General features: G+C 73.5%; 21 protein-coding genes. 11 read left to right on the top strand and 10 right to left on the bottom strand.

Annotation, left to right across the window (positions count from 1 at the left end):
* Positions 1–8: 8 nt before the first annotated feature.
* The 3 genes from NP064_RS01420 to NP064_RS01410 all read right to left on the bottom strand — a co-directional run bounded on the left by NP064_RS01420 (position 9) and on the right by NP064_RS01410 (position 5,120).
* Positions 9–377, bottom strand: a complete 369-nt coding sequence (locus NP064_RS01420; protein ID WP_227568296.1) for a histidine kinase — start codon at positions 375–377, stop codon at positions 9–11.
* Positions 378–462: 85 nt separating this feature from the next.
* Positions 463–4,572 carry an ExeM/NucH family extracellular endonuclease gene (locus NP064_RS01415; protein ID WP_227568297.1) on the bottom strand — a complete coding sequence of 1,370 codons (4,110 nt, stop codon included), beginning with the start codon at positions 4,570–4,572 and terminating at the stop codon, positions 463–465.
* 167 nt (positions 4,573–4,739) lie between these two features.
* On the bottom strand, positions 4,740–5,120 hold the full coding sequence (locus NP064_RS01410; RefSeq protein WP_227568298.1) for a sterol carrier family protein: 381 nt from the start codon (positions 5,118–5,120) through the stop codon (positions 4,740–4,742).
* A 218-nt stretch (positions 5,121–5,338) separates the two neighbouring features.
* On the opposite strand from NP064_RS01410, the gene NP064_RS01405 reads away from it, so the two are divergent.
* The gene (locus NP064_RS01405) at positions 5,339–5,923 is read left to right on the top strand and encodes a DoxX family protein (protein WP_227568299.1); all 585 of its coding nucleotides are present in this window, start codon (positions 5,339–5,341) and stop codon (positions 5,921–5,923) included.
* 88 nt (positions 5,924–6,011) lie between these two features.
* Here NP064_RS01405 and NP064_RS01400 read toward each other — a convergent pair whose 3' ends face one another.
* The 4 genes from NP064_RS01400 to purL all read right to left on the bottom strand — a co-directional run bounded on the left by NP064_RS01400 (position 6,012) and on the right by purL (position 12,875).
* Complete coding sequence (locus NP064_RS01400; protein WP_227568300.1) at positions 6,012–7,097, bottom strand: glycoside hydrolase family 6 protein; 1,086 nt, start codon at positions 7,095–7,097, stop codon at positions 6,012–6,014.
* Positions 7,098–7,391: 294 nt separating this feature from the next.
* Positions 7,392–8,723 (bottom strand): glycoside hydrolase family 6 protein, encoded by a 1,332-nt coding sequence (locus NP064_RS01395; protein ID WP_227584936.1) that lies wholly within the window; start codon positions 8,721–8,723, stop codon positions 7,392–7,394.
* Between the two features lie 263 nt (positions 8,724–8,986).
* Complete coding sequence (gdhA, locus tag NP064_RS01390) at positions 8,987–10,333, bottom strand: NADP-specific glutamate dehydrogenase (protein WP_255623580.1); 1,347 nt, start codon at positions 10,331–10,333, stop codon at positions 8,987–8,989.
* 133 nt (positions 10,334–10,466) lie between these two features.
* Complete coding sequence (gene purL, locus NP064_RS01385) at positions 10,467–12,875, bottom strand: phosphoribosylformylglycinamidine synthase subunit PurL (RefSeq protein WP_227568302.1); 2,409 nt, start codon at positions 12,873–12,875, stop codon at positions 10,467–10,469.
* Between the two features lie 130 nt (positions 12,876–13,005).
* Here purL and NP064_RS01380 point away from each other — a divergent pair, with 130 nt between their 5' ends.
* From NP064_RS01380 to NP064_RS01360, 5 genes are all read left to right on the top strand, one after another.
* Positions 13,006–13,878, top strand: coding sequence for a DUF2599 domain-containing protein (locus NP064_RS01380; protein ID WP_227568303.1), 873 nt, complete (start codon positions 13,006–13,008; stop codon positions 13,876–13,878).
* 44 nt (positions 13,879–13,922) lie between these two features.
* Positions 13,923–14,945 (top strand): DUF2804 domain-containing protein, encoded by a 1,023-nt coding sequence (locus NP064_RS01375; protein WP_227568304.1) that lies wholly within the window; start codon positions 13,923–13,925, stop codon positions 14,943–14,945.
* Positions 14,946–15,051: 106 nt separating this feature from the next.
* A complete protein-coding gene (locus NP064_RS01370; RefSeq protein ID WP_227568305.1) occupies positions 15,052–15,399 on the top strand; it encodes an ArsR/SmtB family transcription factor in 348 nt (115 codons plus the stop codon).
* Positions 15,396–15,884: an SRPBCC family protein gene (locus NP064_RS01365; protein ID WP_227568306.1), complete on the top strand. Its 489-nt coding sequence runs from the start codon at positions 15,396–15,398 to the stop codon at positions 15,882–15,884. Before NP064_RS01370 ends, NP064_RS01365 begins: the two co-directional genes overlap by 4 nt.
* 212 nt (positions 15,885–16,096) lie before the next feature.
* Entirely contained in the window at positions 16,097–16,861 is a 765-nt protein-coding gene (locus NP064_RS01360) for a phosphotransferase (protein WP_227568307.1), read from the top strand.
* A 7-nt stretch (positions 16,862–16,868) separates the two neighbouring features.
* Here the strand turns inward: NP064_RS01360 and NP064_RS01355 are convergent, their stop codons facing one another.
* The 3 genes from NP064_RS01355 to NP064_RS01345 all read right to left on the bottom strand — a co-directional run bounded on the left by NP064_RS01355 (position 16,869) and on the right by NP064_RS01345 (position 20,436).
* Positions 16,869–17,222, bottom strand: coding sequence for a UBP-type zinc finger domain-containing protein (locus NP064_RS01355; RefSeq protein ID WP_227568308.1), 354 nt, complete (start codon positions 17,220–17,222; stop codon positions 16,869–16,871).
* Between the two features lie 179 nt (positions 17,223–17,401).
* Positions 17,402–19,549 carry an acyl-CoA dehydrogenase family protein gene (locus tag NP064_RS01350; protein WP_227568309.1) on the bottom strand — a complete coding sequence of 716 codons (2,148 nt, stop codon included), beginning with the start codon at positions 19,547–19,549 and terminating at the stop codon, positions 17,402–17,404.
* On the bottom strand, positions 19,546–20,436 hold the full coding sequence (locus NP064_RS01345) for a TetR/AcrR family transcriptional regulator (protein WP_372456339.1): 891 nt from the start codon (positions 20,434–20,436) through the stop codon (positions 19,546–19,548). Before NP064_RS01345 ends, NP064_RS01350 begins: the two co-directional genes overlap by 4 nt.
* Before the next feature lie 160 nt (positions 20,437–20,596).
* On the opposite strand from NP064_RS01345, the gene NP064_RS01340 reads away from it, so the two are divergent.
* From NP064_RS01340 to NP064_RS01320, 5 genes are all read left to right on the top strand, one after another.
* Entirely contained in the window at positions 20,597–21,967 is a 1,371-nt protein-coding gene (locus NP064_RS01340) for an acetyl-CoA C-acetyltransferase (protein ID WP_227568310.1), read from the top strand.
* Positions 21,964–23,340 carry a 3-oxoacyl-ACP reductase gene (locus tag NP064_RS01335; protein ID WP_227568311.1) on the top strand — a complete coding sequence of 459 codons (1,377 nt, stop codon included), beginning with the start codon at positions 21,964–21,966 and terminating at the stop codon, positions 23,338–23,340. Before NP064_RS01340 ends, NP064_RS01335 begins: the two co-directional genes overlap by 4 nt.
* A 56-nt stretch (positions 23,341–23,396) precedes the next feature.
* A complete protein-coding gene (locus NP064_RS01330) occupies positions 23,397–24,347 on the top strand; it encodes a MaoC/PaaZ C-terminal domain-containing protein (protein WP_227568493.1) in 951 nt (316 codons plus the stop codon).
* A gap of 73 nt (positions 24,348–24,420) precedes the next feature.
* On the top strand, positions 24,421–24,852 hold the full coding sequence (locus NP064_RS01325; protein ID WP_227568312.1) for a VOC family protein: 432 nt from the start codon (positions 24,421–24,423) through the stop codon (positions 24,850–24,852).
* Positions 24,853–24,948: 96 nt separating this feature from the next.
* Positions 24,949–25,740, top strand: a complete 792-nt coding sequence (locus tag NP064_RS01320) for a DUF1206 domain-containing protein (protein WP_227568313.1) — start codon at positions 24,949–24,951, stop codon at positions 25,738–25,740.
* The last annotated feature ends 12 nt before the right edge of the window (positions 25,741–25,752 follow it).

The raw sequence follows: 25,752 nt of genomic DNA, 5'->3' as shown, positions 1-25,752 counted from the left end.
TGCGGATGTCAGCGCTTGCGGGCACTACGCCGATCGAGCACCACCGCGACCGCGCCGCCCGCGAAGGCGCCGAACACGCCGAGCGCCAAGCCCACCAGGAACCGCACCGAGCCCAGCCCGTCGAAGAGGGAGATGAACCCGGCCCCGTCCGAGCCGCGGGCGCCGCCGGAGGCTGTGACCTGCACCAGCACCAGCGCGATCAGGATCCCGAGCAGGGCGCCGAGCGTCATGAAGACGCTCACCTTGGGCGCACGGCGCACGGTCGCCGGGGTCGCGACCCGCTGGAGCTCGGCCTCGGTGGGCACGGCGTCCGCGTGCTCGGGCTCGGCCGGCGTGGGGGTCTGCGGCTGGTCCTGCTGGGGCTTCTGGTCCGACACCCATCGATCGTAGGTCAGCCGGGCGGCGGCCCCGGACGGTGGTCCGGGGCCGCCGTGTGCGGTCCGTCTCAGGCTGGCGCCGCCGTCACGACACCGTGCAGGGAACCCCTCCCAGCGTGAACCCGGACGGCGTCCCCGGCCCGGTGCGCGGCGCCGACGCGAGGAAGCCGAAGCTCACCGAACGGCCCGGGCGGACGGCGCCGTTCCAGTGCTCGTTGCGCACGGTCACCGTGGCGCCGTTCTGGGTGAGCCTGCCGTTCCAGGCGTCGTAGACGCGCTCGCCCCTCGTGAACGCCCAGCCGAGCTCCCACCCGTCGAGCGTGACGTCCGAGTCGTTCGTCAGGGTGACCAGCGCGATGAAGCCGCCGGGCCACACCCCCGCCTTCCAGTAGTCCACCGTGCAGCGCGGCGCCGGCGCGGCCTCGACCTGCACGGTGAGGGTCACGCTGGTGCCCGTCCCGGGAACGGTGGCGGTGATGTCGAGCGGCCCGGTCGCCGCCGCGGCCGGCACCACCACGGAGATCGACGCGCGGCCGACCTCGTCAGTGCCGTCCACCCGTGTCGGGTCGATCGCGAACGTGCCCGCCGGCTCGCCGCCGACGGCCACCTCGACCGTCTGCGCCTGCGTCTCCCCGCCGCTGAACAGCAGCGAGGACAGCTCGGCCGTGACAGTGTCGCCCGGCGCGTAGGCGCCCCCGGAGGCGGCGCTCGTCACCCGTGCGCCCACAGCGCGCTGGGCGAGGTCCGGCCCGATGGGCGAGGACGCCGCGAGGTAGTCCACGAACGCTTGCAGGTCGACCCGCCCGGAGTCGCGGGCGCCCGTGCCCTGCGCGAGGGTGGCGAAGTTGTCGCCGCCCGAGGCGAGGAACGAGTTGACCACCACGGTGTAGGCGCCCGCCGGGTCGAGCGGGGCGCCGTCGAGCGTGACCTGCGTGACGTGCTGCCCTGCGGGCGCCGTCGGGTCGTACACGTACCGCAGCCCTGCGGACACGCCCAACTTGAGGAACGGCCGGCTGGACCCGGCGGGCTGCCACTGCTCCTCGAGCACCTGGCGCACCTGGGCCCCGGTGAGCTGCGTGGTGACCAAGGTGTTCGCGAACGGCTGCACCGTCGCGGCCTCCCGGTACGTCACATTGCCGTCCGGGTCCCCGGCGCCGCTCGACGCGTAGCGTAGGTCGGCCCGCAGACCGCCCGGGTTCATGAAGGCGATCTGCGCCCCCAGCTCACGGGTGGACCAGAGCTGCACGTCCGCGACCAGGTTGCCGAGCGTCGACTCCCCGCCACGGTTCTCCGGGCCGTCCGCGTTCGCGGCGGTCGGGGTGTCCCGGGCCCGGTTGAAGTCCCCCGCGATGGTGCCGAGCGACCGCGAGCCCAGCTCGTTCGCCGCGGCGACGGCCTCCGCGACGAGGGCGGCGGCCTCCGGGTCGGCCGGGAAGGCCGCGACCCCTGCGGGCGCCAGGTCGACGTTCTCCGCCTCGATCCCCGTGACCTCGCCGGTGGCGCGGTCCACGGTGAACGTCAGGTGGCCCAGCACCTCGCCGTACTGGCTGGACTGGATCACCGGTCGGGTCAGACCCTCCGCCCAGCCCTCCACCGGGAGCCGGTGCAGGTAGCGCTGGTGCGTGTGGCCGCCCACGATGGCGTCCACCTCTGCGCTGACCTGCGAGGCGATCCGGCCGAACGCCGAGTCGTCGGTGACGTCTGCCAGGTCGGTCCCGGCGGCGCCCTCGTGGACGAGCAGCACGATGACGTCCGCCTCGCCGTTCGCCGGGTCGCCGTCCGAGAGTCCGGCGGCGACGCGGTTCACCTCGGCGACGACCGGCCGCACCTCGAGCGAGGCGATGCCGGCCGGGGTGACCAGCGTGGGCAGGTCCTCGGTCATGGCGCCGATGAACCCGATGGTCACACCGTCGACCTCGCTCAACGCGTACTCGTCGAAGGCCGGGAGTCCGGTGGCCCGGTCGTACAGGTTCGCGGCCAGCCACGGGAAGTCCGTGGTGGGGATGACCCTGTCGTCGAGGTCGGCACGGCCCTGGTCGAGCTCGTGGTTGCCGATCGCCGAGGCGTCCACGCCGATCAGGTCCAGGAGGTCGAGCGTGGGCGTGTCCTGCTGCACGAACGAGGTGAAGGTCGACGCGCCGATCGAGTCGCCGGCGGAGGCCACCAGCGTGCCCGGGTTCTGCGCCCGGAACGCGGCGACGGCGCCCGCGAGGACCGCGGCCCCCGCGACCGGGCTCGTCCCACCGCCGGGCTCGAGCCGGCCGTGGAAGTCGTTGAAGGTCAGCAGGTCGATGGTCGCCGTGCCGGTGGCCGGCCCGTCCCCGGCGTCGAGGCCGAGCAGCACCGGGTCGTGGTCGGAGGAGCGGAACACCGAGGACGGGTCCGCCCACGGCCGGGTGTACTCCAGCGCCAGCCACTCGGGAGCGTTGATGGCCCACACGTCCGCGCCGGTGACGCGCTCGGCGAAGGACGGCGTGGCGAGCGCATGGTCGAGGGACCCGACCTCGCCGTCGAACGTGTACGTCGACTCGCCCGGCGCCAGCGTCGCGACCAGGTCGACCCACCCGGCGTCGGCGAAGACCTGCACCGGGTCCTCCTGCCCGTAGGAGTTCAGGTCTCCGAGCACCACCACGTCGTCGGAGCCGCTGGTCGCGCGCAGCTCGTCGGCGAACGCGACGACGGCCTGCGCCTGGGCGATGCGGTCCGCGTTGAAGAAGCCCTGCCCGTCGGCCGGCTGGGTCCCGGAGCCGCTCTTGGACTTGAAGTGGTTGGCGATCACCGTGAACGGGACGCCCCCCGCCGTGGGGACGAAGGTCTGCGCGATGGGCTCGCGCGCGTTGTCCCACACCGTCTCGTCGACCTGCGTGGCGCTGTCGCCCACCGGGGTCGCGGCGGCCGGCCGGTAGATGATCGCGCTCTGGATGACGTCGGTGGCCGGGGCGTCCGGCCCCACAAGCTCCTTGGGCGTCGGCACGAAGGCCCACTCCTCGGCGCCCGCGGCGTCGTTCAGCCCGGCCACGAGGTCCGCGAGCGCCACGTCCGGTGCGCCGTCGCCAAACTGCGTGGAGTTCTCGATCTCCTGCAGCGCGACCACATCGGCGCCCAGCCCGGTGATCGCGGCGACGATCTTGGAGCGCTGCACCGCGAGCTGCGCGGCGGTGGCGGCGCCGCGCGCGTCCGGGTCGTCGGAGGTCAGCGTGGTGAAGTAGTTGAGCACGTTGAACGCGCCCACCTGGAGGTCCCCGCCCACCGCGTCGGGCGCGGCGGGGCGCTCGACGCCGGTGAACGCCGGCTTCTCGGCGGCCGGGGTGCTGGCGTCGATCGGCAGCGTCGGGTGCAGCCGCCAGTCGTCGAAGCCGTACCCCAGCACGTAGGGGGCGTCGGGCCACACGACCGCCGCGCCGTTGCGCACGGGGGCGTCGGGCGTGGCGTACGGCTGCGCGGCGGGGTCGCTGAGGGTGACATTGCGCCCGTCGTCGAGCAGGATGCGGCGGGCGAGGTTCTGGGCGGTGAGCGCCTGCGCCTCGGGCCCGGGACGCAGCACGTCGGTGGCCTTGACGGGCAGCGTGTCACCGGCGGCGAGCCACACCGTCCCGAAGTTCAGCAGCTGGTGGGTGGACGTCACCCGGTAGTCACCCGCGGGGGCCACGAGCATGCCCTCGAGCTGCTCGCGGTCGGCCCCCAGCAGCGTGGCGGGCAGCGCGGTGGGCAGCGGCGGCGTGGTGTCGCCCTCGACGACGGCGACGGCGGCGCCGACGGCGGACGTGCCGATCTGGGTGAGCCCGAAGTACTCGGAGACCGTCCCCGTGACGCTCACGGCGTCGCCCACGACCGCGTCGGTGGTCTCGTCGCGCAGGAAGACGAAGACCCCGTCCGAGGCGCCGGGGGTCGCGTCCTCGTCGCCGCCCGATCCGGCGGTCTGCACGTACACGCCGCGGTAGCCCGACGCGCGGTGGTCGGCCGTCACGACGCCGTCGACGGTGACCTCCTGACCGACCAGCGGTGAGGCGGCGCCCGTGCCCTGCACCTCCGCGATGGCGTGCGTTGCCGCGGCCGCCGTGCCCTCCGCGGCGGTGGGCCGCTCGGCCGATCGAGGCTCGGCGGACGCGGGAAGCGCCCCGACCACGAGGGCCAGGGCGCTCAGGGTGGAGACGGGGAGCAGGAGGCGCCGGGTGTGGCGCCGTGGGGTGTGCATCGGGACGGTCCTCCTTGGCCGAGCCATGCCGTCGGTGCGGTGGCACCTGGCGTGGTCGCACGCTAAACCCGACGAATCACCCGCCGCTACCCCAGAACGTACCGGTCGGTCACGTTTTGGCCGACGGCCATCCTCCCGTCACCGTGCCGACACAGGACGGAGATCGGTCACGCTCGCCGGCGGGTGGCCTGGAGCGGCAGCCAGGCCGTGAGATCGGCCCGTTCCCCCGAGGCCGACACCTTGCCCGCCCGGACGGCCTCGTCCCAGGCGACCATCCCCGTCGCCAAGCCGAGCCAGGTCTCCGGGTCGGTCTCGACCACGTTGGGCGGGGTGCCGCGCGTGTGCCGCGGCCCCTCCACGGCTTGCACGGCGCCGTCGGGCGGCACCCGGACCTCAACCGAGCGCCCAGGGGCGACGTCCGCCAGCTCCTCGAGCGTGAACCGCACCGCCGTGCGCCGCACGGCCACCGGCACGGCGCCCGCGGCGTCCCTCCACTGCCCGACGGCCACACGCCCCTCGGCCGGATCGGTCCGTCGTCGCACACCCATGCCCCGATCATGCCTGAGGTCGCGGACGGGCCGATCCCCGGCGCGTGTCCCACCCGGGCCTGGGACCGACGTCCCGACTGCCACCTCGGCGCCGCGCTCCCCCGGCCGCACGCGCCGCCGTCCGGGACCTTGGCCCCTAGGGGCCGCGAGATCACGGGGCGAGGGTGAAGATGAAACCGGAGCAATCGGATGTTCCGGATCAACTCAGGGGGCACATCATGGCGAGCACACGAGCCGCGGCAGGCGCCGCGACCACCACCACGACCGCGGTGCAGGATCACGTGGTCACCTCACGGTCGGGCCGGCAGTGGCTCGCCGTCACCCGGCTAGCGACCGGGTTCATCTTCCTGTGGGCGTTCCTCGACAAGACCTTCGGGCTGCACTACAGCACGGGAGCCCCGGTCGCCGAGGGCGAGCCCTCCCTGGCATGGATCGACGGCGGGACCCCCAGTCAGGGGTTCATGAAGTTCGCCACCGTCGGCCCTCTGAAGGACTTCTACGCGTCGATCGCCGGCACGGTCACGGACTGGCTGTTCATGGCCGCCTTGCTGGGGATCGGCGTCGCCGTCATGGCGGGGATCGCGTTGCGGCTCGCCGCAGTGGCGGGGACGGTGCTGATGCTGGCGATGTGGGCCGCCGAATGGCCCCTCCTGGAGGGCTCCACCAACCCGATCGTCGACTACCACATCATCTACGCGCTCGTGCTGATCCTCAGCGCTGTGCTGTACGCGGGCGACACCTGGGGCCTGGGCCGCCGGTGGGGCTCCCTGCCGATGGTGCGACGCCTGCCCTGGCTGCGCTGAGGCACTGAGCGTGGCGAGCGCGGGCCCAGCGGGCGTCGTCATCGGCCGGTCCCGAGGGACTGACGCCGAGCGGCGCCCGTCAGGGCGCTCACCAGTGGGCGTTGCGGGCCAGCTCGAGGGCGCCCTCCTGCCACCACATCCCGGCCGCGGGGCCTCCGTTGCAGGGGCCGTCGCTCTCGCCCGGCAGCTTGACCCACAGCAGGGCGTCGAGCCCGCCCTCGCCGACCACACGGGGCCGCTCGCCGAGCGCCCGGCCGGACGGGTTGCACCAGTCGGCGCCGTCGCCGCCGTTCCCGTTGCGTGACACGTCGATGACGTAAGGCTTGCCGCCGACTTCCGCGGACACCGCCTCGCCCCAGGCGCGCGAGACGTCCGTGGGCTGGAAGTTCGACGTGTTGAACGCGAAGCCCGCCGCGTGCTCGAAGCCCACCAGGCCCAGCTTCGCGGCGGCTTGGCCGGGGGTGAGCCAGGCCGGGTTCCCGATCTCGATGTACACCCGGGCGCCGGCGCGCTCGGTGAGCGACTTCGCGGCGTACCGCAGGTAGCCCAGCCGGTCGCCCTGTCCGTCGCAGTCGCCCAGCTGGGCCAGCGCGTCGGGCTCCAGGATCACCCACGGGTTGCCCACCATGCTGTCGGCGATCGCATCCACCCAGGCCGCGTAGCCGCTGTGCTCGATGCCGCCCTGCGAGTACCAGCCGCAGTCGCGACCCGGGATCGCGTACACGACCACGACGGGCTTGGCGCCCGCGGCGACGGCCCGCGTGGTGTAGCCGCGCACCTCCTCACGGGCCGAGTCCAGCCCGTTCCAGTCGTCGACCCAGAACGCCTGCGGCGTCCCGGCGATCTTGTCGAGCAGCTGCTTGGCCTCTCCGTGCGCCGTGGCAGCCGCGCGGACCGCCTGGGTGTCCGGGTTGACGTAGAACACCACGCCCGCCAACGGGTTCCCCGCGGCGGGGGCCGGTTTCACGGGCGCGGGTTCCACAAGGGCCGGGGCCTCCTCCGGGTGGAGGGCTGGCGCCGTGGTCGGACCCGGGGACGGGGACATGGTGACCGCCGAGATCGCCGGCGTGGGGGCGCCCGCGCCAGCGGCCGAGCGCGCGACCAGCGCCACGGCCACGGTCATGACCAGCGCTCCAGCCGCCGCGCCTGCCACGATCTTGGTCTTGCGCCTCATCCCGCTCCTGCCCATCGTGCCCCGCACCCGGCGACCGCGGGTCCGCGGCCATCGTCGGTGACGAGGAAACACGAGGCGGGAGCGTGGTGCCAGGGTTTCGGCGAACTCTCATCCGGACTTCATCACCCCGATCGAGGCGGCGCAGGTCCCGGACCACCGTCGCGCCCGCGCCCACGCCGCCGCACGACGAACAGCGCCGGCCTCCCCTGCCCACAAGGGCTGGGGAGGCCGGCGCTGCTGGACGCCGCTGGTGCTCAGTGGGGGGTCACTGGCCGCCAGCGGCGCCGCTAGCGGTCACCAGCGGGCGTTGCGCGCCATCTCGATGGCGATCTCCTGCCACCACTGGCCCGCGGCGGGGCCGCCGTTGCAGGCCCCGTCGCTCTCGCCGGGCAGCTTGACCCACAGCAGAGCGTCGAGCCCGCCGTTGCCCACACGCGTCGGCCGCTCGCCGAGCGCCCGACCCCGCGGGTTGCACCACTCGCCGTTGGAGCCGTTGCCGTTGCGGGAGGTGTCGATGACGAACGTCTTGCCGCCCGTCAGGTTGGAGATCGTCTGGCCGTACGCCCGGGAGGCCTCCGTGGTCTGGTAGTTCGACGTGTTGAGCGCGAAGCCCACCGCGTGCTCGAAGCCCACCAGCTGCAGGCGGCGCGCCGCCTCGGCGGTGCCGAGCCATCCCGAGTGGCCGATGTCGATGTACACGCGGGCGCCCTTGAGGGTCAGCGCCTTCGCCGCGTACTTGAGGTACCCGACGCGGTCGCCCTGGCCGTTGCAGTCGCCCAGCTGGGCGAGGGCGTCCGGCTCCAGCACGACCCACGGGTTGCCCTGGATGCCCGCGGCGACGGTGTCGATCCAGCGCGCGTACTCGCTCTCCCCGACGCCTCCGCCGGAGTGGTTGCCGCAGTCACGGCCCGGGATCGCGTAGACGACGAGCACCCCGGTCTTGCCCGCGGCCGCTGCCGCCGCGGTGTAGTCGCGCACGCCCTGCTGCGCCACGGCGGGGGTCTCCCAGTCGCCCACCCAGTAGGCCTGCGGCGTCTGGGCGATCTTGTTGAGCAGGGTCTTGGTCTCGCCCGACGCGGCTGCCGCGGCCTCGAAGGCCTGGGTGTCCGTGCTGAGGAAGAAGTCGCCCGTCTGCGGGGGCGGCGTGGTCGGCGGTGGGGTGGTGGGCGGCGGGGTGGTCGGGGGTGGGGTGGTCGTGGGGCTCGTGGTCGGCACGGCGCCCGTGCAGGTGGTCCCGTTGACCCGGAAGCTCGTGGGTGCGGGGTTGGATCCGCTCCACGAGGCGTTGAAGCCGAAGCTGGCGCGGGCGCCGGTGGCGAGCGAGCCGTTCCACGGCAGGCTCGTGACGGTCACGTTGCCGCCGGTCTGGCTCACGGAGCCGTTCCAGAGCTGGCTGATCTGCTGGCCGGCGGAGTACGACCAGTCGACCTTCCACGACGAGAGCGGGTCGCCGAGGTTGGTGATCGTCACCTCGCCGCCGAACCCGGCGGGCCACTGGTTGGTGACCGCGTAGTCGACGCGACAGCCGGGGGCAGCCTGCGCCGTGGTGGCCGTGACGAGGCCGATGCCGGTCACGGTGAGCAGGCTCGCGCTGAGCAGCGCGGCCGCCTTCTTGCGGTGGGACATGCGTCTCTCCATCGCTCGAGGACGCGACCGACGCGACGACGATGTGCGCGACGGCCGCAGGTGTCGGGTCGACACAACCCGCTCCTCGGCGTCGGCGCCAGGTTGTGAGCGCTCACTTCGACGTCCTAAACGATTCGCGCCCCGGAAGCCCGCGGGCCCCCATCCGGCCACGCCTCCCACCGGGCACGACGGAGCCCCCGCCCGACCCGAGGTCGTGACGGGGGCTCCAGGCCCGCTGGCCGGCGTCGCCGGCCGTCAGAGGCTCAGATGATGCCGAGCGCCAGCATCGCGTCGGCCACCTTGGTGAAGCCCGCGATGTTCGCGCCCATCACGTAGTTGCCCGGGTGCCCGTACTCGTCGGCGGTGAAAGCGCAACGGTCGTGGATGCCCGACATGATCGCGGAGAGGCGGTCCTCGGTGTAGTCGAAGGACCACGCGTCGCGGCTGGCGTTCTGCTGCATCTCCAGGGCGGACGTCGCCACACCGCCGGCGTTGGCGGCCTTGCCGGGAGCGAACAGCACGCCGGCCTCCTGGAACATCGCCACCGCGTCCGGGGTGGTCGGCATGTTCGCGCCCTCGGCCACCGCGAGCACGCCCGAGGCCATCAGCTGGCGGGCGTCATTCGCGTCCAGCTCGTTCTGGGTGGCGCAGGGCAGCGCCACGTCGGCCTGCACGTCCCACACCCGCTGCCCCGGGCGGAAGACCGCGCCGTTGCCGCGGCGCTCCGCGTACACCGAGATCGGGCGGCGCTCGACCTCCTTGATCTGCTTGAGCAGCGCGACGTCGATGCCCTTCTCGTCGACCACCGAGCCGGTCGAGTCGGAGCACGCGACGACGTTCGCGCCGAGCTGCTGGGCCTTGTCGATCGCGTAGATCGCGACGTTGCCGGAGCCGGACACCACGACCCGGCGCCCGTCGAAGGTCAGGCCACGGGTGCGCAGCATGTTCTGCGCGAACAGCACCGTGCCGTACCCCGTGGCCTCGGTGCGGACCAGGGAGCCGCCCCACGAGACGCCCTTGCCGGTGAGCACACCCGACTCGTAGCGGTTGGTGATGCGCTTGTACTGGCCGAACAGGTAGCCGATCTCACGGCCGCCCACGCCGATGTCGCCGGCCGGGACGTCCGTGTACTCGCCGATGTGGCGGTACAGCTCCGTCATGAACGACTGGCAGAAGCGCATGACCTCGCCGTCGGACTTGCCGCGCGGGTCGAAGTCGGACCCGCCCTTGCCGCCGCCGATCGGCATGCCCGTGAGGGAGTTCTTGAAGATCTGCTCGAAGCCGAGGAACTTCACGATGCCGAGGTACACCGACGGGTGGAAGCGCAGGCCGCCCTTGTACGGGCCGAGCGCCGAGTTGAACTCGACGCGGAAACCGCGGTTGCTCTGCACGCGGCCCTTGTCGTCCACCCACGGCACGCGGAAGATGATCTGCCGCTCCGGCTCGCAGATGCGCTCCAGCACGGCCGCGTCCACGTACTGCGGGTTCTTCTGCAGCACCGGGCCCAGGCTGTCGAAGACCTCGCGGACCGCCTGGTGAAACTCCAGCTCCCCCGGGTTGCGGTGCAGCACCTGCTCCAGGACCGACTCGAGCTGAACCTTCACGATCATGCCTCCACTGCGTTGGTGCCCACGGCGCGCACAACTTCGCGAACCTTAGGTCTCAGGACGTGCACATGCCCGGGACGTCCGCCCTCTGAGCGTCGCACCCCCGGCGTCCGCGGGCCTCTCGTGCCCGCGCCACTCACCCGAAGTATGCGGGCAGAGTCTGGGACGACACCGACCTCGCCTCGTCCAGGGGCAGCGTGAAGAGGCCCTCGACCTCGACGGCGGGCGCGTGCGCGTGCTCGTCCGGGTGCGATCCGCCCACCACCCCGGCGCCGGTGGCGCACGTATCGGCGGTGAGCCCGATGCGCAGCGCGGGCACCCCGCGAGCGGTGCACAGGTCCGTGAACCGCACCTCCTCGCTGCGCGGCACCGCCACGAGGGCACGAGCGCCGGACTCGGAGAACAGCGCGGCGAACGGCGTCACCCCGTCCCGCTCGCACAGCCCCGCGAGGCTCACCTGAGCGCCCACACCGAACCGCAGGCTGGACTCGACCAGCGCCAGCGCGAGGCCGCCCTCGGAGAGGTCGTGCGCGGCGTCGACCAGGTCGTCCCGGCTCGCGTGCGCCAGCACCTCGGCCAGACGGCGCTCCGCCTCCAGGTCCACCTTCGGCGGCAGGCCGCCCAGGTGCTGGTGCGCGACCTCGGCCCACGCGGAGCCGTCCAGCTCGTCGCGCGTGGTCCCGAGCAGGTAGATGGCCTGGCCGCCCACGGTCCAGCCGGACGGGGTCGCGTCGGCCACGTCGTCCAGCACGCCGAGCACGCCGACCACGGGCGTCGGGTGGATCGACGAGTCGATCTTCCCGGGCTCCCCCGTGCCGTTGTACAGGCTGACGTTGCCGCCCGTGACGGGCACGCCCAGCACCTGGCAGCCGTCGGCGAGACCGCGGATGGCCTCGACGAGCTGCCACATGGCGTCCGGGTCCTCGGGGCTGCCGAAGTTGAGGCAGTCGGTCACCGCGAGCGGGCGGGCCCCCGTCGTGGCGACGTTGCGGTACGCCTCCGCGAGCGCGAGCTGCGCGCCGGTGTACGGGTCGAGCTTGGTGTGGCGGCCGTTCGCGTCGGTGGCGAGCGCCACGCCCAGCCCTGTCTCCTCGTCGACCCGGATGACGCCCGCGTCGTCGGGCTGGGCCAACGCCGTGTTGCCCTGCACGAACCTGTCGTACTGGTCCGTGACCCATGCGGCCGAGGCAAGGTTCGGGGAGCCGAGCAGGCTCAGCAGCGTGGCGCGGAGCTCCTCGGGGGTGCTCGGGCGGGTGGCACGGCCGGCGGCGTCCCCGCTGATCGAGTCCGCGTTGAGGGCGTCCTGCCAGGAGGGCCGGGCGAACGGGCGGTGGTAGACCGGGCCGTCGTGCGCCACGGTCTTGGGGTCCACGTCCACGATGCGCTCGCCGTCGTGGTCGATGGTCAGGCGGCCCGTGCCGGTGACCTCGCCGATGATGGCCGTCTCGACGTCCCACTTGCGCGTGATGGCCAGGAAGTCGTCGAGCTTCTCCGGCGTGACGACCGCCATCATGCGCTCCTGCGACTCCGACATGAGGATCTCGCCGGCCGTCAGGGTCGGGTCGCGCAGCAGCACGTTCTCCAGGTCCACGTGCATGCCGCCGTCACCGTTGGACGCCAGCTCGCTCGTCGCGCACGAGATCCCCGCGGCGCCCAGGTCCTGGATGCCCTCGACGACGCGCGCGGCATACAGCTCGAGGCAGCACTCGATGAGCACCTTCTCCATGAACGGGTCGCCCACCTGCACCGACGGGCGCTTTGAGGGCTTCTCGTCGTCGAAGGTCTCCGACGCGAGGATCGACGCGCCGCCGATGCCGTCGCCGCCCGTGCGGGCCCCGAACAGGACGACCTTGTTGCCGGTGCCCGACGCGTTCGCGAGGTGGATGTCCTCATGGCGCAGCACGCCGACGCACAGGGCGTTGACCAGCGGGTTGCCCTGGTAGCAGGCGTCGAACACGAGCTCGCCGCCGATGTTCGGCAGGCCGAGGGAGTTGCCGTAGCCCCCCACGCCGGCCACCACGCCGTGCACCACGCGCGCCGTGTCGGGGTGGTCGATGGCGCCGAACCGCAGCTGGTCCATGACCGCCACCGGGCGCGCGCCCATCGAGATGATGTCGCGCACGATGCCGCCGACGCCCGTGGCGGCGCCCTGGTACGGCTCGACGTAGGACGGGTGGTTGTGCGACTCGACCTTGAACGTCACGGCCCAGCCGTCGCCGATGTCCACGACGCCCGCGTTCTCGCCGATGCCGACGAGCAGGTGCTTCTTCATCTCCGGCGTGGTCTTCTCACCGAACTGGCCCAGGTGCACCTTGGACGACTTGTACGAGCAGTGCTCGGACCACATCACCGAGTACATCGCGAGCTCGGCGGCCGTGGGGCGCCGTCCCAGGATGTCGCGGATCCGCTGGTACTCGTCGGGCTTGAGGCCCAGCTCGGCGAAGGGCTGCTCCTGCTCCGGGGTCGCGGCGGCGTGCTCGACCGTGTCCGAGTGACGTCGGGCGTCGGTCGCGTGCGGGGCGGTGGGCTGAGGCGCGCTGGTCATCGATTCCCTCGAGTGGGTGGCCCGGACGGCAGGGTCCGCGGGGTCCGTCGGAAGACCAGGCCAGGCTACCGGCGTCCCCCTGGTGCCCGGGCTCAGTGACCAGGGACCGGTCGCGGGTTACGGTGCCCCGGTGCGGAGACAGGCGGGGACCCGGCGGCACGCGGCGACGGGACGGGGCCCCCGCGGGTCTGCCGCCCTCGGCTCGGCCGCGCTCGGCGCCGTTCTGCTGGCGGGATGCACGAGCCTGCCCTTCGTCGATCCTCCCGCAACGGACGACGCCCCGGCGCCGACGGCGCCAGCGGCCCAGGCGCCCTCGTCTCGCACCGCCGACGACGTCCGCGCGGACGGCGACCCGCTCACCGCGGGCGACGTGACCCTCACCGTCGAGGCTCCCGGGCCGGACCCGCAGACCGACACCCTCGATGACGGGTCGGTGCGGCTCACGGTCGCGGTCCCGGAGGGCGCGGCGGCGCCTGCTCGCGTCGCCGCCCTCGCCGCGCCAGTGGGCAGCACGTTCGACGTGCTGGGCGACGGCAGCGTGGTGCTGCGCGCCGCCGACGGGTCGTTCGCAGGCGGGCTCGCCACGCCTGCCACCACCACGTCCGGCGAACTGCTCAAGGCCCGGCTCACCGCCGACGGCGCGGACCTGCTCGTCCTGGACGTCAGCCGCCTCGATGGCGGCGCGGACCTGCCCGCCGGCGCCGTCACGGTGTGGTTCGCGTCCCGGATGCTCGACCGCCCGGCCGACTGGGGCGATCGGGAGGGCGGCCGGTCGCTCGCCGTCGATCCGACCGCGTGGGCACGGGCCGGCGGCCTGGCCGCGCAGGAGGGCATCTGGGCGGCCGTGGTCGCGCAGGAGCCAGAGGCCGACACGAACGGCATGCGCGACCAGATGCTGTGCCACGCGCTGGGCGCCCCGGAGAAGGAGGCGTGGAACTTGGAGCCGTGGCGCCCGGACGTCGGCTCGTTCGAGATGCTGGCCGCTCGCTGCAACCCGACCTGACCGGATGACGGCTACGGTCGTGGCCACCCGACGAAGGAGTCCCGGTGCCCACGGAGCGTGACGTGACCGCCAGCGAGCGCGAGATCACCGAGCCGGTCGACCTGTGCCTGCCCTCGGGCCGGCTCAACCCCGCTGCGGTCGGCTGGTCCCGTCGTCCTCTGCACCGCACCGCGCTGCGCGGCTGGGGACGTGCCAAGCGGTGGGAGTACTGGGGCGTGATGACCCCGACCCATGTGATCGGGTTGACCGTGGCGAGCCTCGATTACGCGGCCCAGCACCAGCTGTGGGTGCTCGATCGGGCCACCGGCGAGGAGGTCGACCGCGTGGCCGTGGTCCCGTTCGCCCGGGGCGCCGTGCTGCCGGCGAGCCTGGGCGGCGGCCCGGCGAGCGCGCGGGCCCGCGGAATGGAGGCCACGATCACCGAGGGCGACTGCCGCACCCGGCTGCGGGCCCGCACCGACCGGGTGCAGGTGGACCTGCTGTCGGTGGTCGGCGAGAACCACGAGAGCCTGGGCGTCGTGGTGCCGTGGAGCGATCGGCAGTTCCAGTACACCGTCAAGGACGTCGCCCGGCCGGTGACGGGCACGATTGTGGTGGACGGGACGGCGCACGACGTGCCGGAGGACGGCTCGTGGGCGGTGCTCGACCACGGGCGCGGGCGGTGGCCGTACTCGATGCGCTGGAACTGGGGCGCCGGCAGCGGTGTTGTGGACGGGCACGTGGTGGGGGTGCAGGTGGGCGGCCGATGGACTGACGGCACCGGTTCCACGGAGAACGCGCTGATGCTCGACGAACGTGTGCACAAGAACAGCGACGAGCTGGTGTGGGAGTACGACCGCGCGGACTGGCTCGCGCCGTGGCGGGTGCACGACGCGGCCCGCGAGCGCGTCGACCTGACGTTCACCCCGTTCCACGAGCGGGCCTCCCGGATGAACCTGGGGATCGTGGCGGGCGAGACGCACCAGTGCTTCGGCACGTGGACCGGGTGGATGACCACTGACGCCGGTGACCGGGTGCGCGTCGACGGAGTGGAGGGCTGGGCCGAGGAGGCGCGCAACCGATGGTGACCGGTTCCCCGGGCTCCTCCCGGCGCACGACGGTCCGCGCGAGGTCGCGTGATCTCTCGGGGCCACCCCTTGCGCACCCCGTGGCCGATGCGTAACGTACAACCACATGGTTGTACAAGAACTGGACCAGGAGTGCGTCGACCGCGTCTTCGCGGCCCTCGCCGACGCGACCCGGCGGGACATCGTCGCGCGGGTGATGCGTCAAGAAGCCTCGGTCTCGACCCTCGCACAGGGCTACGACATGAGCTTCGCGGCAGTCCAGAAGCACGTCGCCGTGCTCGAACGGGCACGGCTCGTCACCAAGGAGCGTCGCGGCCGCGAACAGCTGGTCCGCGGCGACGTCGGCACGATCCGAGCCGCCGCCCGGCTGCTCGGCGAGTACGAGGAGGTCTGGCGTGGCCGCATCGGCCGCATCGAGGCGCTCCTCGCCGAACCGCTCGGAGACCCACCATGACGGTCCTCAGCACGAGCAAGGACACCGATGCACTGACCATGACCATCGACGCCGACTTCAGCGCGTCGCCCGAGCGCGTCTGGCAGGTGTGGTCCGACCCGCGCCAGCTCGAGCGCTGGTGGGGGCCGCCCACCTGGCCGGCCACGTTCGTGGAGCACGACTTTGTGGTCGGCGGCGGCGCGAGCTACTTCATGACAGGCCCCGAGGGCGAGAAGGCCCCCGGCCTGTGGCGGTTCGTGGCCATCGACGAGCCGCGCTCCCTCGAGTTCGAGAACTTCTTCGCGGACGACGCAGGCGAGGTCGACCCGTCCATGCCGGCCATCATGCTCCGCGCCGACCTCCGGGAGACGCCCGAGGGCGCCCGTATGACGATCACCACCCGGTTCCCCGGCGTCGCGGAGATGCAGCAGATGGTGGACATGGGCATGGCCGAGGGCCTGGGAGCGGCCATGGGCCAGATCGACGCGATCCTCGCCGACGCCTAGGACCAACGCCTAGCGCCCCACACCGGTCACACCCCGCGAGCCCGGTCGGCACGCACCACGCCGGCCGGACTCGCGCGCGCCCAGGCGCCGTCCCCGTCGGTGCTAGTGGGCGACGAGCCCGTCAGTGCCCTGGACAGTGCCCCGCCCGCCCTGACCAGGCGCCCAGCGGGTTTCCCGTTGACACGAGGGACCCCTGCGCCGAGACTGCGCGGGTGGATGACGAGACGCCCCTGACCGGCGGCAACACGACAGCCGGGGTGGTGCGCGTCGGCGACACCGTGCGCCGCCCGGCGGGCCACTGGACGCCCGCTGTCCACGCCGTGCTGACGCGGCTGCACGACGTCGGCTTCACGCACGCGCCCCGATCCCACGGCTTGGACGACCAGGGCCGTCACGTCGTCGAGTACATCCCCGGCCCGATGGCGCACCCGTCGCTCCCCGGCGCCGTCCCGCCGGACCTGCGCGAGGTGGGTCGGATGGCCCGCGACCTGCACGACGCCCTGGATGGCTGGGAGCCGCCGTCCGACGCCCGATGGCACACCGCGATCCCGCCGGACGGCGCGGACCTGGTGATCCACCACGACCTGGCGCCATGGAACCTGGTCCTGGCCGAGGATCGGCTCGTGCTCATCGACTGGGACGGCTGCGGGCCCGGCACCCGCGGCTGGGACCTGGCCTACGCGGCCCACGGGTTCATCCCGCTGTCCCCCGGCGGACCGTCGCCGCTCGCAGCCGGGCAGGCCTTGCGCGCCCTCGCTGACGGGTACCGGCTCGACGAGGCTGGGCGGGCGCGCCTGGCCGACCTGCTGGCGCCCCGGGCGTGGAGCATGTTCACCCTGCTCGAGCATGGCCACCGCACGGGCGCCCAACCCTGGTCCCGCCTGTGGGACGAGGGCCACGGGGACGTCTGGCGCGGCGACGCCGAGTGGATCGAGGCGCAGGCCGCGGTGCTCAGGGCAGCGCTCGACGTCGCCTGACCCAGGCTCAGTGCAGCAGGTCCACCCAGTTCGCCGGGACGCGTCCAGCGGGGCCGGGCACCGGCTGGCCCACCGGATGGTGCGTCGGCGCGGCCAGCGGCGGCCCATCGAAGTAGCCCTGCTGTGGGTAGTCCCAGAACCAGTCCTCCCCCGGCTCATAAGACTGGATGATCGGGTGCCCGCTCAAGTGGCTGTGGCCGGTGGCGTGCTGCCCGGGCGACTGGTCGCAACAGCCCACGTGCCCGCACGCGGCGCAGCGGCGCAGATGGAACCACCAGGCGCCGGTCTGCAGGCACTCGACGCAACCGGGCCCGCTGGGCGGGACGTCGGGGTCGATCCCGGGGATCGCTGGCTCGCTCATCTTGTCTGCCCTCCTGCGTGGGGTGTGGCATGACTGCGCTCGCGCTCCCCCGACCCTAGGCGGACCGGCCCAGGCGGGCACCCCGCAGGCAGGCTCCGCCTCCGGGCCGCTCGTGGCGGCAGACGCCGACGGCCCCGTGGGGATCGCCACGGGGCCGTCGAGGTCTGCTCTCCGCCGGATCAGGCAGGCGTCGCCTCCGCCGAGATCTGGTCGCCCACGGGGTTCGCGGTCTCGGTCACCGGCGGCGTCTTGGCGATCACGGCCGCGGGCGCCTGCTTCTCCGGGACGGGCGCATCGGCCGAGGCGCGCTGGGCCCGGTAGTACGCCCGCGCCTCGTCCTGGCGCTCCCGCTCGGCGCCGGAGGCGATGTGCGCGCGCACGTGCTCGGGGCCGTACCCGAACGCGTCGACGAGGTCCTGGGCGTGCGGGCGCAGCCGCCGCAGCAGCCGGTCGATGTACGAGGTCACCGTGCGCGCCCGACCCGCAGACAGGCGCCCGTGGATCAGGTACCAGGCGAGGTTCCGCTCGATCACCGAGAGCCCGAACAGGTCCCGCAGCCAGACCAGGACCTGCCGGGTGCCGGGGTCGTCGACCTGCTCGATGCCGGCGGTGAACGCCTCCCACTGCACCAGCTCGACGTGCGCGCGGGCCATCTCGATGAGCTCGTGCTGGTGCTCGTTGAACAGCTCGGCGGCCTGCCCGCGCGGCGCCTTCGTCGCGGGCCGCAGGGCCTGGGCGACGTCCGCGACCATGGTGTCGACGCGGTCGGCGAGCAGCGCGCGCTGGGTGTCGGCGTCGCGCAGCTGCCCAGCGGAGCGGCGGGCGTCACCCACGTCGCTGAGGGTCTGCACGGCGCGCAGCAGCGGGGTGCGGTGCAGCGCGGCCGACGCGGCCTGCCCGGCGACGAACCTGGCCACGCCGCCCGCGTCGAACTTGGCGAACTCACGGCCGTAGTCCGCCAGCAGCCGCTTGGCCACGAGCTGCAGCAGCACGGTGTTGTCGCCCTCGAAGGTCACGAAGATGTCCAAGTCGGCGCGCAGCGACGTGAGCCGGTTCTCGGTGAGGAACCCGGCGCCGCCGCAGGCCTCGCGGGCCGCCTGGAGCGTGTCGAGGGCGAGCCAGGTGGACGCCGGCTTGAGCGAGGCGGCGAGCGTCTCGAGGTCTTGACGGGACGCGTCGTTGTCCTCCCGGCCGGAGAAGACCGCGTCGAACTTCTCGAGCAGCACCTCGTGCGCGAACGAGGACGCGTACGTGTCGGCCAGCAGCGGCAGCAGTCGGCGCTGGTGCTCGGCATAGTCGAGCAGCACCATCTCCTCGGTGTCCGAGGCGCCCGTGAACTGCCGACGCTGGTTGCCGTAGGTGACCGCGATGATCAGCGCCACCTTGGCCGCGTTCACCGCCGCGCCGTCGAGCGAGACACGGCCCTGGACCAGCGTGCCGAGCATCGTGAAGAAGCGGCGGCCGGGGCTGGCGATCGGCGAGGAGTACGTGCCGTCCGGCGCCACGTCGCCGTAGCGGTTGAGCAGGTTGGTGCGCGGCACCCGGACGTGGTCGAAGTGCAGCCGGCCGTTGTCGATGCCGTTGAGCCCGCCCTTGAGCCCGTCGTCCTCCCCGCCGATGCCCGGCAGGAACTCCCCGGTCTCGGGGTCCCGCAGCGGCACGTACAGGGCGTGCACGCCGTGGTTGACGGCCCGGCCGCCGGGCGGGGCGGTGATGAGCTGCGCGAACACGACCGCGGCCGTGCCGTGCACCGCCGCGTTGCCCAGGTAGTCCTTCCACGCCGCCCGGAACGGGGTGTGGATGACGAACTCCTGCGTGTCCGGGTCGTAGGTGGCGGTGGTGCCGATGCTCGCCACGTCCGAGCCGTGCCCGGTCTCGGTCATCGCGAAGGCGCCGGGGACGTCCACGCTCATCGCCGCGGGGAGGAGCTGAGCGTGGTGCTCAGCGGTGCCGAGGTGCATGATCGCGGAGGCGAACAGCCCCCACTGCACGCCCGCCTTGATCTGCAGCGACGGGTCGGCCACCACCAGCTCCTCGAAACGGGAGACGCTGCCGCCGTGGTCGTCGCGGCCGCCCAGGGCGGTGGGGAACGCGCGGAGCACGTCGGCCTCGCGAGCCAGGGTCTTCAGCTGCTCGAGGACGCGCTCGCGGTGCTCGGGGACGCTCAACCCCTCAGTGCGCTGGTACCGCTCCTCGCCCGCGACGGCGCGGGCCTGGCGGCGGAGCTCGGCGTACGGGCCGAGCAGCACGGCTGCGAGTCCCTCGACGTCGACCGCGGGGTCGTCGGCAGGGATCGCACGGGCCGGGCGGGCGGAGCTGGCGGTCATGAGGACTCCTCGGTCGAAAGCAGGTCGGGATCGGCGTGCTGCGGGGTCTTCGGGGGGGCGGTCTGGGCTGGGCGCCCGAGCTCACGGGCCAGGAGGCCGACAGGGCCTGCCCAGAGCCAGGCGGCGATCTGGGCGGTGAGGGTCTCGCGGTCGGGGTTGCCGGGCTGCCCGCGGTGCGCGAGCCAGCGTTCGCCGGCGCCGCGCACGAATCCGACGGCGCCCGCGGCCCAGGCCTCGGTGAGCGCGCGCCGGGCGGCCTCGGCGTCGTCCTCGTCGGCGAGACCGGGCTCGTCGGGTCGCACCGCGGAGCCGGACTCGTCGGTGAGGCCACGGAGGAACGGCGCGGCGACGAGGTGCGTCACCGAGTCCAGGAAGTGGCCGAGCGGCCCGCCGGACTCGACCGAGCCGTCGCGCGTGACGAACGCGTAGACGTGCGGGGAGGACTCGATCATCTCCAGGTAGACCGCGACCATCGCGCGGAGCCCTTCGCGGGGGGTCGGCGCGACGCGCAGGACCCCTTCGAGCGCCCCTTGGATCTGCAGCACGACGGCCTCCGCCACCGCGATCTGCAGGCCGGTCTTGTCCGCGAAGTAGCGGTAGACGATCGACTTGGAGGTGCCCGCGGCGGCCGCGATCTCCTCCATGGAGACATCGGGGCCTTGGTGGTGGACGGTCTTGCGGGCCACCCGGACGAATTCGGCGCGTCGGGCCTCGCGGTGGTCCACCCAGCGGGTGGAGCGCCCGTCGACGGCGGCGTCGGCGCCCATCGGCCCGGGGGCCGGTTGCTCTCCCGGGCGCGCAGAAGGGGCGACGGCGCCTGTCGCCTGCCGCAGTACGGCTGGTGTGGCGCCCGTCGCCATCGACGGGGCAGGTGTGATGTGACTCACGAAACCGAAGGTATCAGGTACTGTGGGTTTCGGACACATATCACCGCTTGGGATTCCCCTCCTAGGCCGCAGGTCCCAGAACACGGCACGCTGGACACACCACGTCCCGGCACGGCTCAACGGCATCTCAGACTCAGCGACGACGCGAGAGGAACGCCCCATGGCCAGCACACGCACCGGAGCCTCGGCAGGCACGGAGCACACCAGCACGCCCGAGGGCGGGGCCCAGATCCCCCGGCGCGCCCTCGTCCTCGGCGGCAACCGGATCCCGTTCGCGCGGGCCGGCGGCCCCTACGCCCACGCCAGCAACCAGGACATGCTGACCGCTGCCCTGGACGGGCTCGTCGCCCGGTACGGACTGCAGGGCGAGCGCATCGGCGCCGTCGCTGCGGGCGCCGTGCTGAAGCACAGCCGCGACTTCAACCTCACCCGCGAGGCCGTCCTCGGCTCGGCGCTCAGCGACGAGACGCCCGCCTACGACATGCAGCAGGCCTGCGCCACAGGCCTCGAGACCATCGTCAGCCTGAGCAACAAGATCCGTCTCGGCCAGCTCGACTCGGCGATCGCCGGGGGCGTCGACACCACCTCCGACGCGCCGATCGCCGTGAGCGACCGCCTGCGCCGCGCGCTGCTCGACCTGTCGCGGGCCAAGACGCTGCCGCAGAAGCTCGCCGCCGCCGCGTCCATCCGACCCAAGGACCTCGCGCCCGACGCGCCGCGCACCAATGAGCCGCGCACCGGGCTGTCGATGGGCGAGCACCAGGCCATCACCACCGCCGAGTGGGGCATCACGCGCGAGGCGCAGGACGAGATCGCCCACGCCAGCCACATCAACCTGGCCGCCGCCTACGACGCCGGGTTCTTCGACGACCTGGTCACGCCCTTCCGCGGCCTCACGCGGGACGCGAACCTGCGCCCCGACACCACGCTCGAGAAGCTCGCCAAGCTGCGGCCCACGTTCGGGCTGGGCCTGGACGCCGAGGCGACGATGACGGCCGGCAACTCCACGCCCCTGTCCGACGGCGCCTCGACCGTGCTGCTCGGATCGGACGAGTGGGCCGCCGCGCACGACCTCACCCCGCTGGCCTCGATCGTCGACGCCGAGACCGGCGCCGTGGACTTCGTGCACGGCGTGGACGGGCTGCTCATGGCGCCCGTGTTCGCGGTTCCGCGCCTGCTCGCCCGGAACGGGCTGACCCTCGCCGACTTCGACTACGTCGAGATCCACGAGGCGTTCGCCGCCACCGTGCTGACCACGCTCGCCGCCTGGGAGGACGAGGAGTTCTGCCGCACCCGGCTCGGGCTCGACAGCGCGTTCGGCAAGGTCGAGCGCTCGCGTCTCAACGTGCACGGCTCGTCGCTCGCCGCCGGCCACCCGTTCGCGGCCACCGGTGGGCGCATCGTCGCGACGATCTCCAAGGAGCTCGCCCGCCGCAAGGCCGAGCAGGGCACTGACGAGCCCGTGCGCGCCCTCATCTCCATCTGCGCCGCAGGTGGCCTCGGACTGACCGCGATCCTGGAGGCGGCGTGAGCACCGACACCTACCTGAACCTGGTCAACTCCGGGGTCACCAAGAAGATCGCGACGCAGCTCGGGCTGCCCCGGCCCGCGCCGCTGCGGCGGTACCGGGCGGGGCAGCCGCTGCTCGCGGGGCCGGTGCTGGTGCTCGGCACAGGTGCGGACGCGGATGCGGTTGCGCGCCTGCTCTCGGGCACGTCGCTCGACGACACCGGGCTCGAGCGCGGCTGGGACCTGGACGTGCGCCGCACCGCCGCACCGGGCGAGCGGCACGCCGCCATCGTGCTCGTCCTCACCGAGGTGACCCACCCCGACCAGCTCGCCGAACCGATGCTCGCGGCGGCCAGCGTGCTCAAGGGCCTCGCCCCGGGCGCCCGCATCGTGACGATCTCCCGCCCGGCAGGCGCCGAGGACGGCCCCGCCCAGGCCGCAGCCCGCCAGGGCATCGACGGGGTGCTGCGGTCGCTGGCCAAGGAGCTGCGCGGCGGTGCCACCGCCAACGGCGTGGTGGTGGCCGACGGCGTCACCGTGACCGCGCCGAGCGCCCTGGGCGCGCTGCGGTTCTTCCTGTCCACCCGCTCCGCGTTCGTCGACGGCCAGCTGCTGCACGTCGACTCGGAGGCCGGGGCGCTCCCCGCCGACTGGGAGCGGCCGCTCGCCGGCCGGGTCGCGGTCGTCACCGGCGCCGCCCGCGGCATCGGCGCGTCGATCGCCAAGACGCTGGCCCGGGACGGCGCCACGGTGGTGGCCGTGGACGTGCCCGCCGCCGGCGAGCAGCTCGCCGCGGTGGCCAACGCCGTGCGCGGCACCGCCCTGCAGCTCGACGTGACCGCCGAGGACGCCGGGCAGAAGATCCTCGAGCACGCCACCACACGGCACGGGCGGCTCGACATCGTGGTGCACAACGCCGGCATCACCCGGGACAAGCTGCTCGCGAACATGACCCCGGAGAAGTGGGCGCCGGTGCTGGCGGTCAACGTCGCCGCGCCGTTGCGCATCAACGAGGCGCTGCTCGAGTCCGGCGACTTCATCGACGCGCCCCGCATCATCGGGCTCGCCTCGACGTCGGGCATCGCGGGCAACCGTGGGCAGACGAACTACGCGGCGTCCAAGGGCGGGGTGATCGGCATGGTGCGGGCCACCGCGCCGCTGCTCACCGCGTTCGGCGGCACCGCGAACGCCGTCGCCCCCGGCTTCATCGAGACGGAGATGACCGCCCGCATCCCGGCCCTCACCCGGCAGGTCGCCCGGCGGCTCAACTCACTGCAGCAGGGCGGGCAGCCGGTGGACGTCGCCGAGACCGTCGCCTTCCTCGCGTCGCCGCAGGCGGGTGGCATCCTCGGCCAGACGCTGCGGGTGTGCGGGCAGAACATGGTGGGCCAGTGACAGCGCGTGAGGTCACGGAGCTGGACGAGACCGACGCGGACGGCGCCGCCCTTGGCCTGCGGGGTCCGGGCCCGCAGGCGTCGGTGGTCCTGCCTGCCGTCCCCGGGCTCGGCGGGCTGTACGGGCGGGGCGTGACCGCCTCGGGGCGGCTGGCCCTCGGCCGGCGCCTGGGGCGCGCTCCCCGCACGCTGCCCGACGTCGCCTACGTCGTCGCCGGAGCGCAGGCCGACCCCGAGCACCTGACCGCCTACCAGCACCTGCTCGGCGAGAGCGCGTCCGACGTGCTGCCTGCCGGGTTCACGCACGTCCTGGCGTTCCCGGTGGCCACGGCCGTCATGGTGCGGCACGACTTCCCGCTGCCGCTGCTGGGCATGGTTCACCTGGCCAACCGGGTCGAGCAGCTCCGCCCGATCCTGCTGGGCGACCGCCTCGACATCCGCGCCTGGGCGCAGGGCCTGGCCTCGCACCGCTCGGGCACGCAGATCGAGCTCGTGACGGAGGTCCGGATCGCAGGGGCCGGCGACGACGTGCTGGGCGGCGAGCTCGCCTGGCGCGGGACCTCGACGTACCTGGCGAAGGGCGCCCGGCTGGGCGGTCCCGCCGCCGATGGCGCCTCGGAGGACACCGCGACGGACGACGGGCGGCGTGAGCCGTTCGTGCCGCCGGTCCCTACCGGCCGCTGGCGCCTCGCCTCCGACGCCGGCCGCAGGTACGCCGCGGTCTCGGGCGACCGGAACCCCATCCACCTGTCGAAGCTCAGCGCCAAGGCGCTCGGCTTCCCGCGGGCTATCGCGCACGGGATGTACACGGCGTCGCGCGCGCTGGCTGACGTCGGCGCCGGGCGCGGTGACGCGTTCACCTGGACCGTCGAGTTCGCCAAGCCGGTGCTGCTGCCCGGCACGGTCGACGTCCGCGTGGCGCCCGACGGCGTGGGCGGGTTCGCCTACGCCGGATGGAACGGCCGGTCCGGCAAGCCGCACTTGACCGGCGCCGTCACCCCCCTCTGACCCGTCCCCGCACAGCCCCCGCCCGCCAGGCGGGGGCTGTCGTGCTGTCGGCGCCACGTGGCACGCTCGGTCGATGGACCAACGACTGACGCTCCTGACCCTCGGTGTGCGCGACGTCGACGCCGCCCGCCGCTTCTACCTCGACGGGCTCGGCTGGACGCCGACCCTCGACCTGCCGGACGTGCTCTTCCTCCAGGTGGCTCCCGGCATGGTGCTCAGCTTCTTCGGGGCCACCGCGCTCGCCGAGGACATCGGCGTGCGTGACGCGCCGACGGCGCAGGGTGTCACCCTGGCGCACAACGTCGACTCCGAGGGCGAGGTCGACGTGGTCGTCGCCCGAGCCGTCGCCGCAGGGGCGACGTTGCTCAAGGAGCCGCAGCGTGCCGAATGGGGCGGCTACAGCGGATACGTCGAGGATCCGTGCGGCGTGCGCTGGGAGGTCGCCCACAACCCCGGGCTCGTGGTCGACGCCGACGGCGCCGTGCGGATGGGCACGGCGGGCTGACCACCGCAAATCCATTCCTTCCGGTCGCGGACTTGGCCGGTCGATGCCACGATCGGCCGGCGGCGCGAGAGGCGCGCCCCCGACGAGGAGGCACTGATGAGCACCACGACGTCCACCGCGAGGAGCGCAGCCCGCCAGCGCCCATGGGAGCTCGCCGCACGCGGTGGCTACGCGGTGAGCGGTGTGCTGCACGTGCTGATCGGCGTGCTCGCTGTCCAGGTGGCCCTCGGCGGCGGCGGTGAGAGCGCCGACCAGTCCGGGGCGCTCGCCCAGATAGCCGGCACGCCGTTCGGCGGCGCGATGCTGTGGGTGGGCGCCGTCGCCCTCCTCGCCCTCGCCGCCTGGCAGGCCGCCGAGGCGATCCGCGGGCAGGGCGAGAAGAGCGACCGGGCGAAGGCGGCCGCCAAGGCCGTCGTCTACCTGGCCCTGGCCGTGAGCGCGGCCGGTTTCGCGACGGGCTCGGGCAGCTCGAGCGAAGGCCAGACGCAGGACGCGACCGCCGGGCTGATGGAGGCCCCGGGCGGGCGGGCGCTCGTCGTGGTGGTCGGGCTGGGCGTCATCGCCGTGGCGGTCTACCACGTCATCAAGGGCATCAAGCGGAAGTTCCTCCACGACCTGCGGGGCGTCCCGCGGGGTCAGGCCGGCAACGCGGTCACGAAGGCGGGCACCGCCGGGTACGTGGCCAAGGGTGTCGCGCTGGCCCTGATCGGCTTCGCCTTCGTGATGGCCGGCATCACGTCCGACCCGGCGCAGGCGCAGGGCCTCGACGGGGCGCTGCACGAGCTGCGGGACCAGCCAGCCGGCGTCGCCGCCCTCATCGCGGTCGGCCTCGGCCTCGCCTGCTACGGCGCCTACTCATTCGTGCGGTCCCGCTACGCGCGGATGTGACCGACGACTGCG

Origin of the sequence: Cellulomonas chengniuliangii, assembly GCF_024508335.1 — a bacterium.
GTDB lineage: Bacteria > Actinomycetota > Actinomycetes > Actinomycetales > Cellulomonadaceae > Cellulomonas_A > Cellulomonas_A chengniuliangii.
The sequence above is the reverse complement of the archived record's forward strand: the minus strand, read 5'-3'. Positions and strand labels throughout refer to the sequence as shown.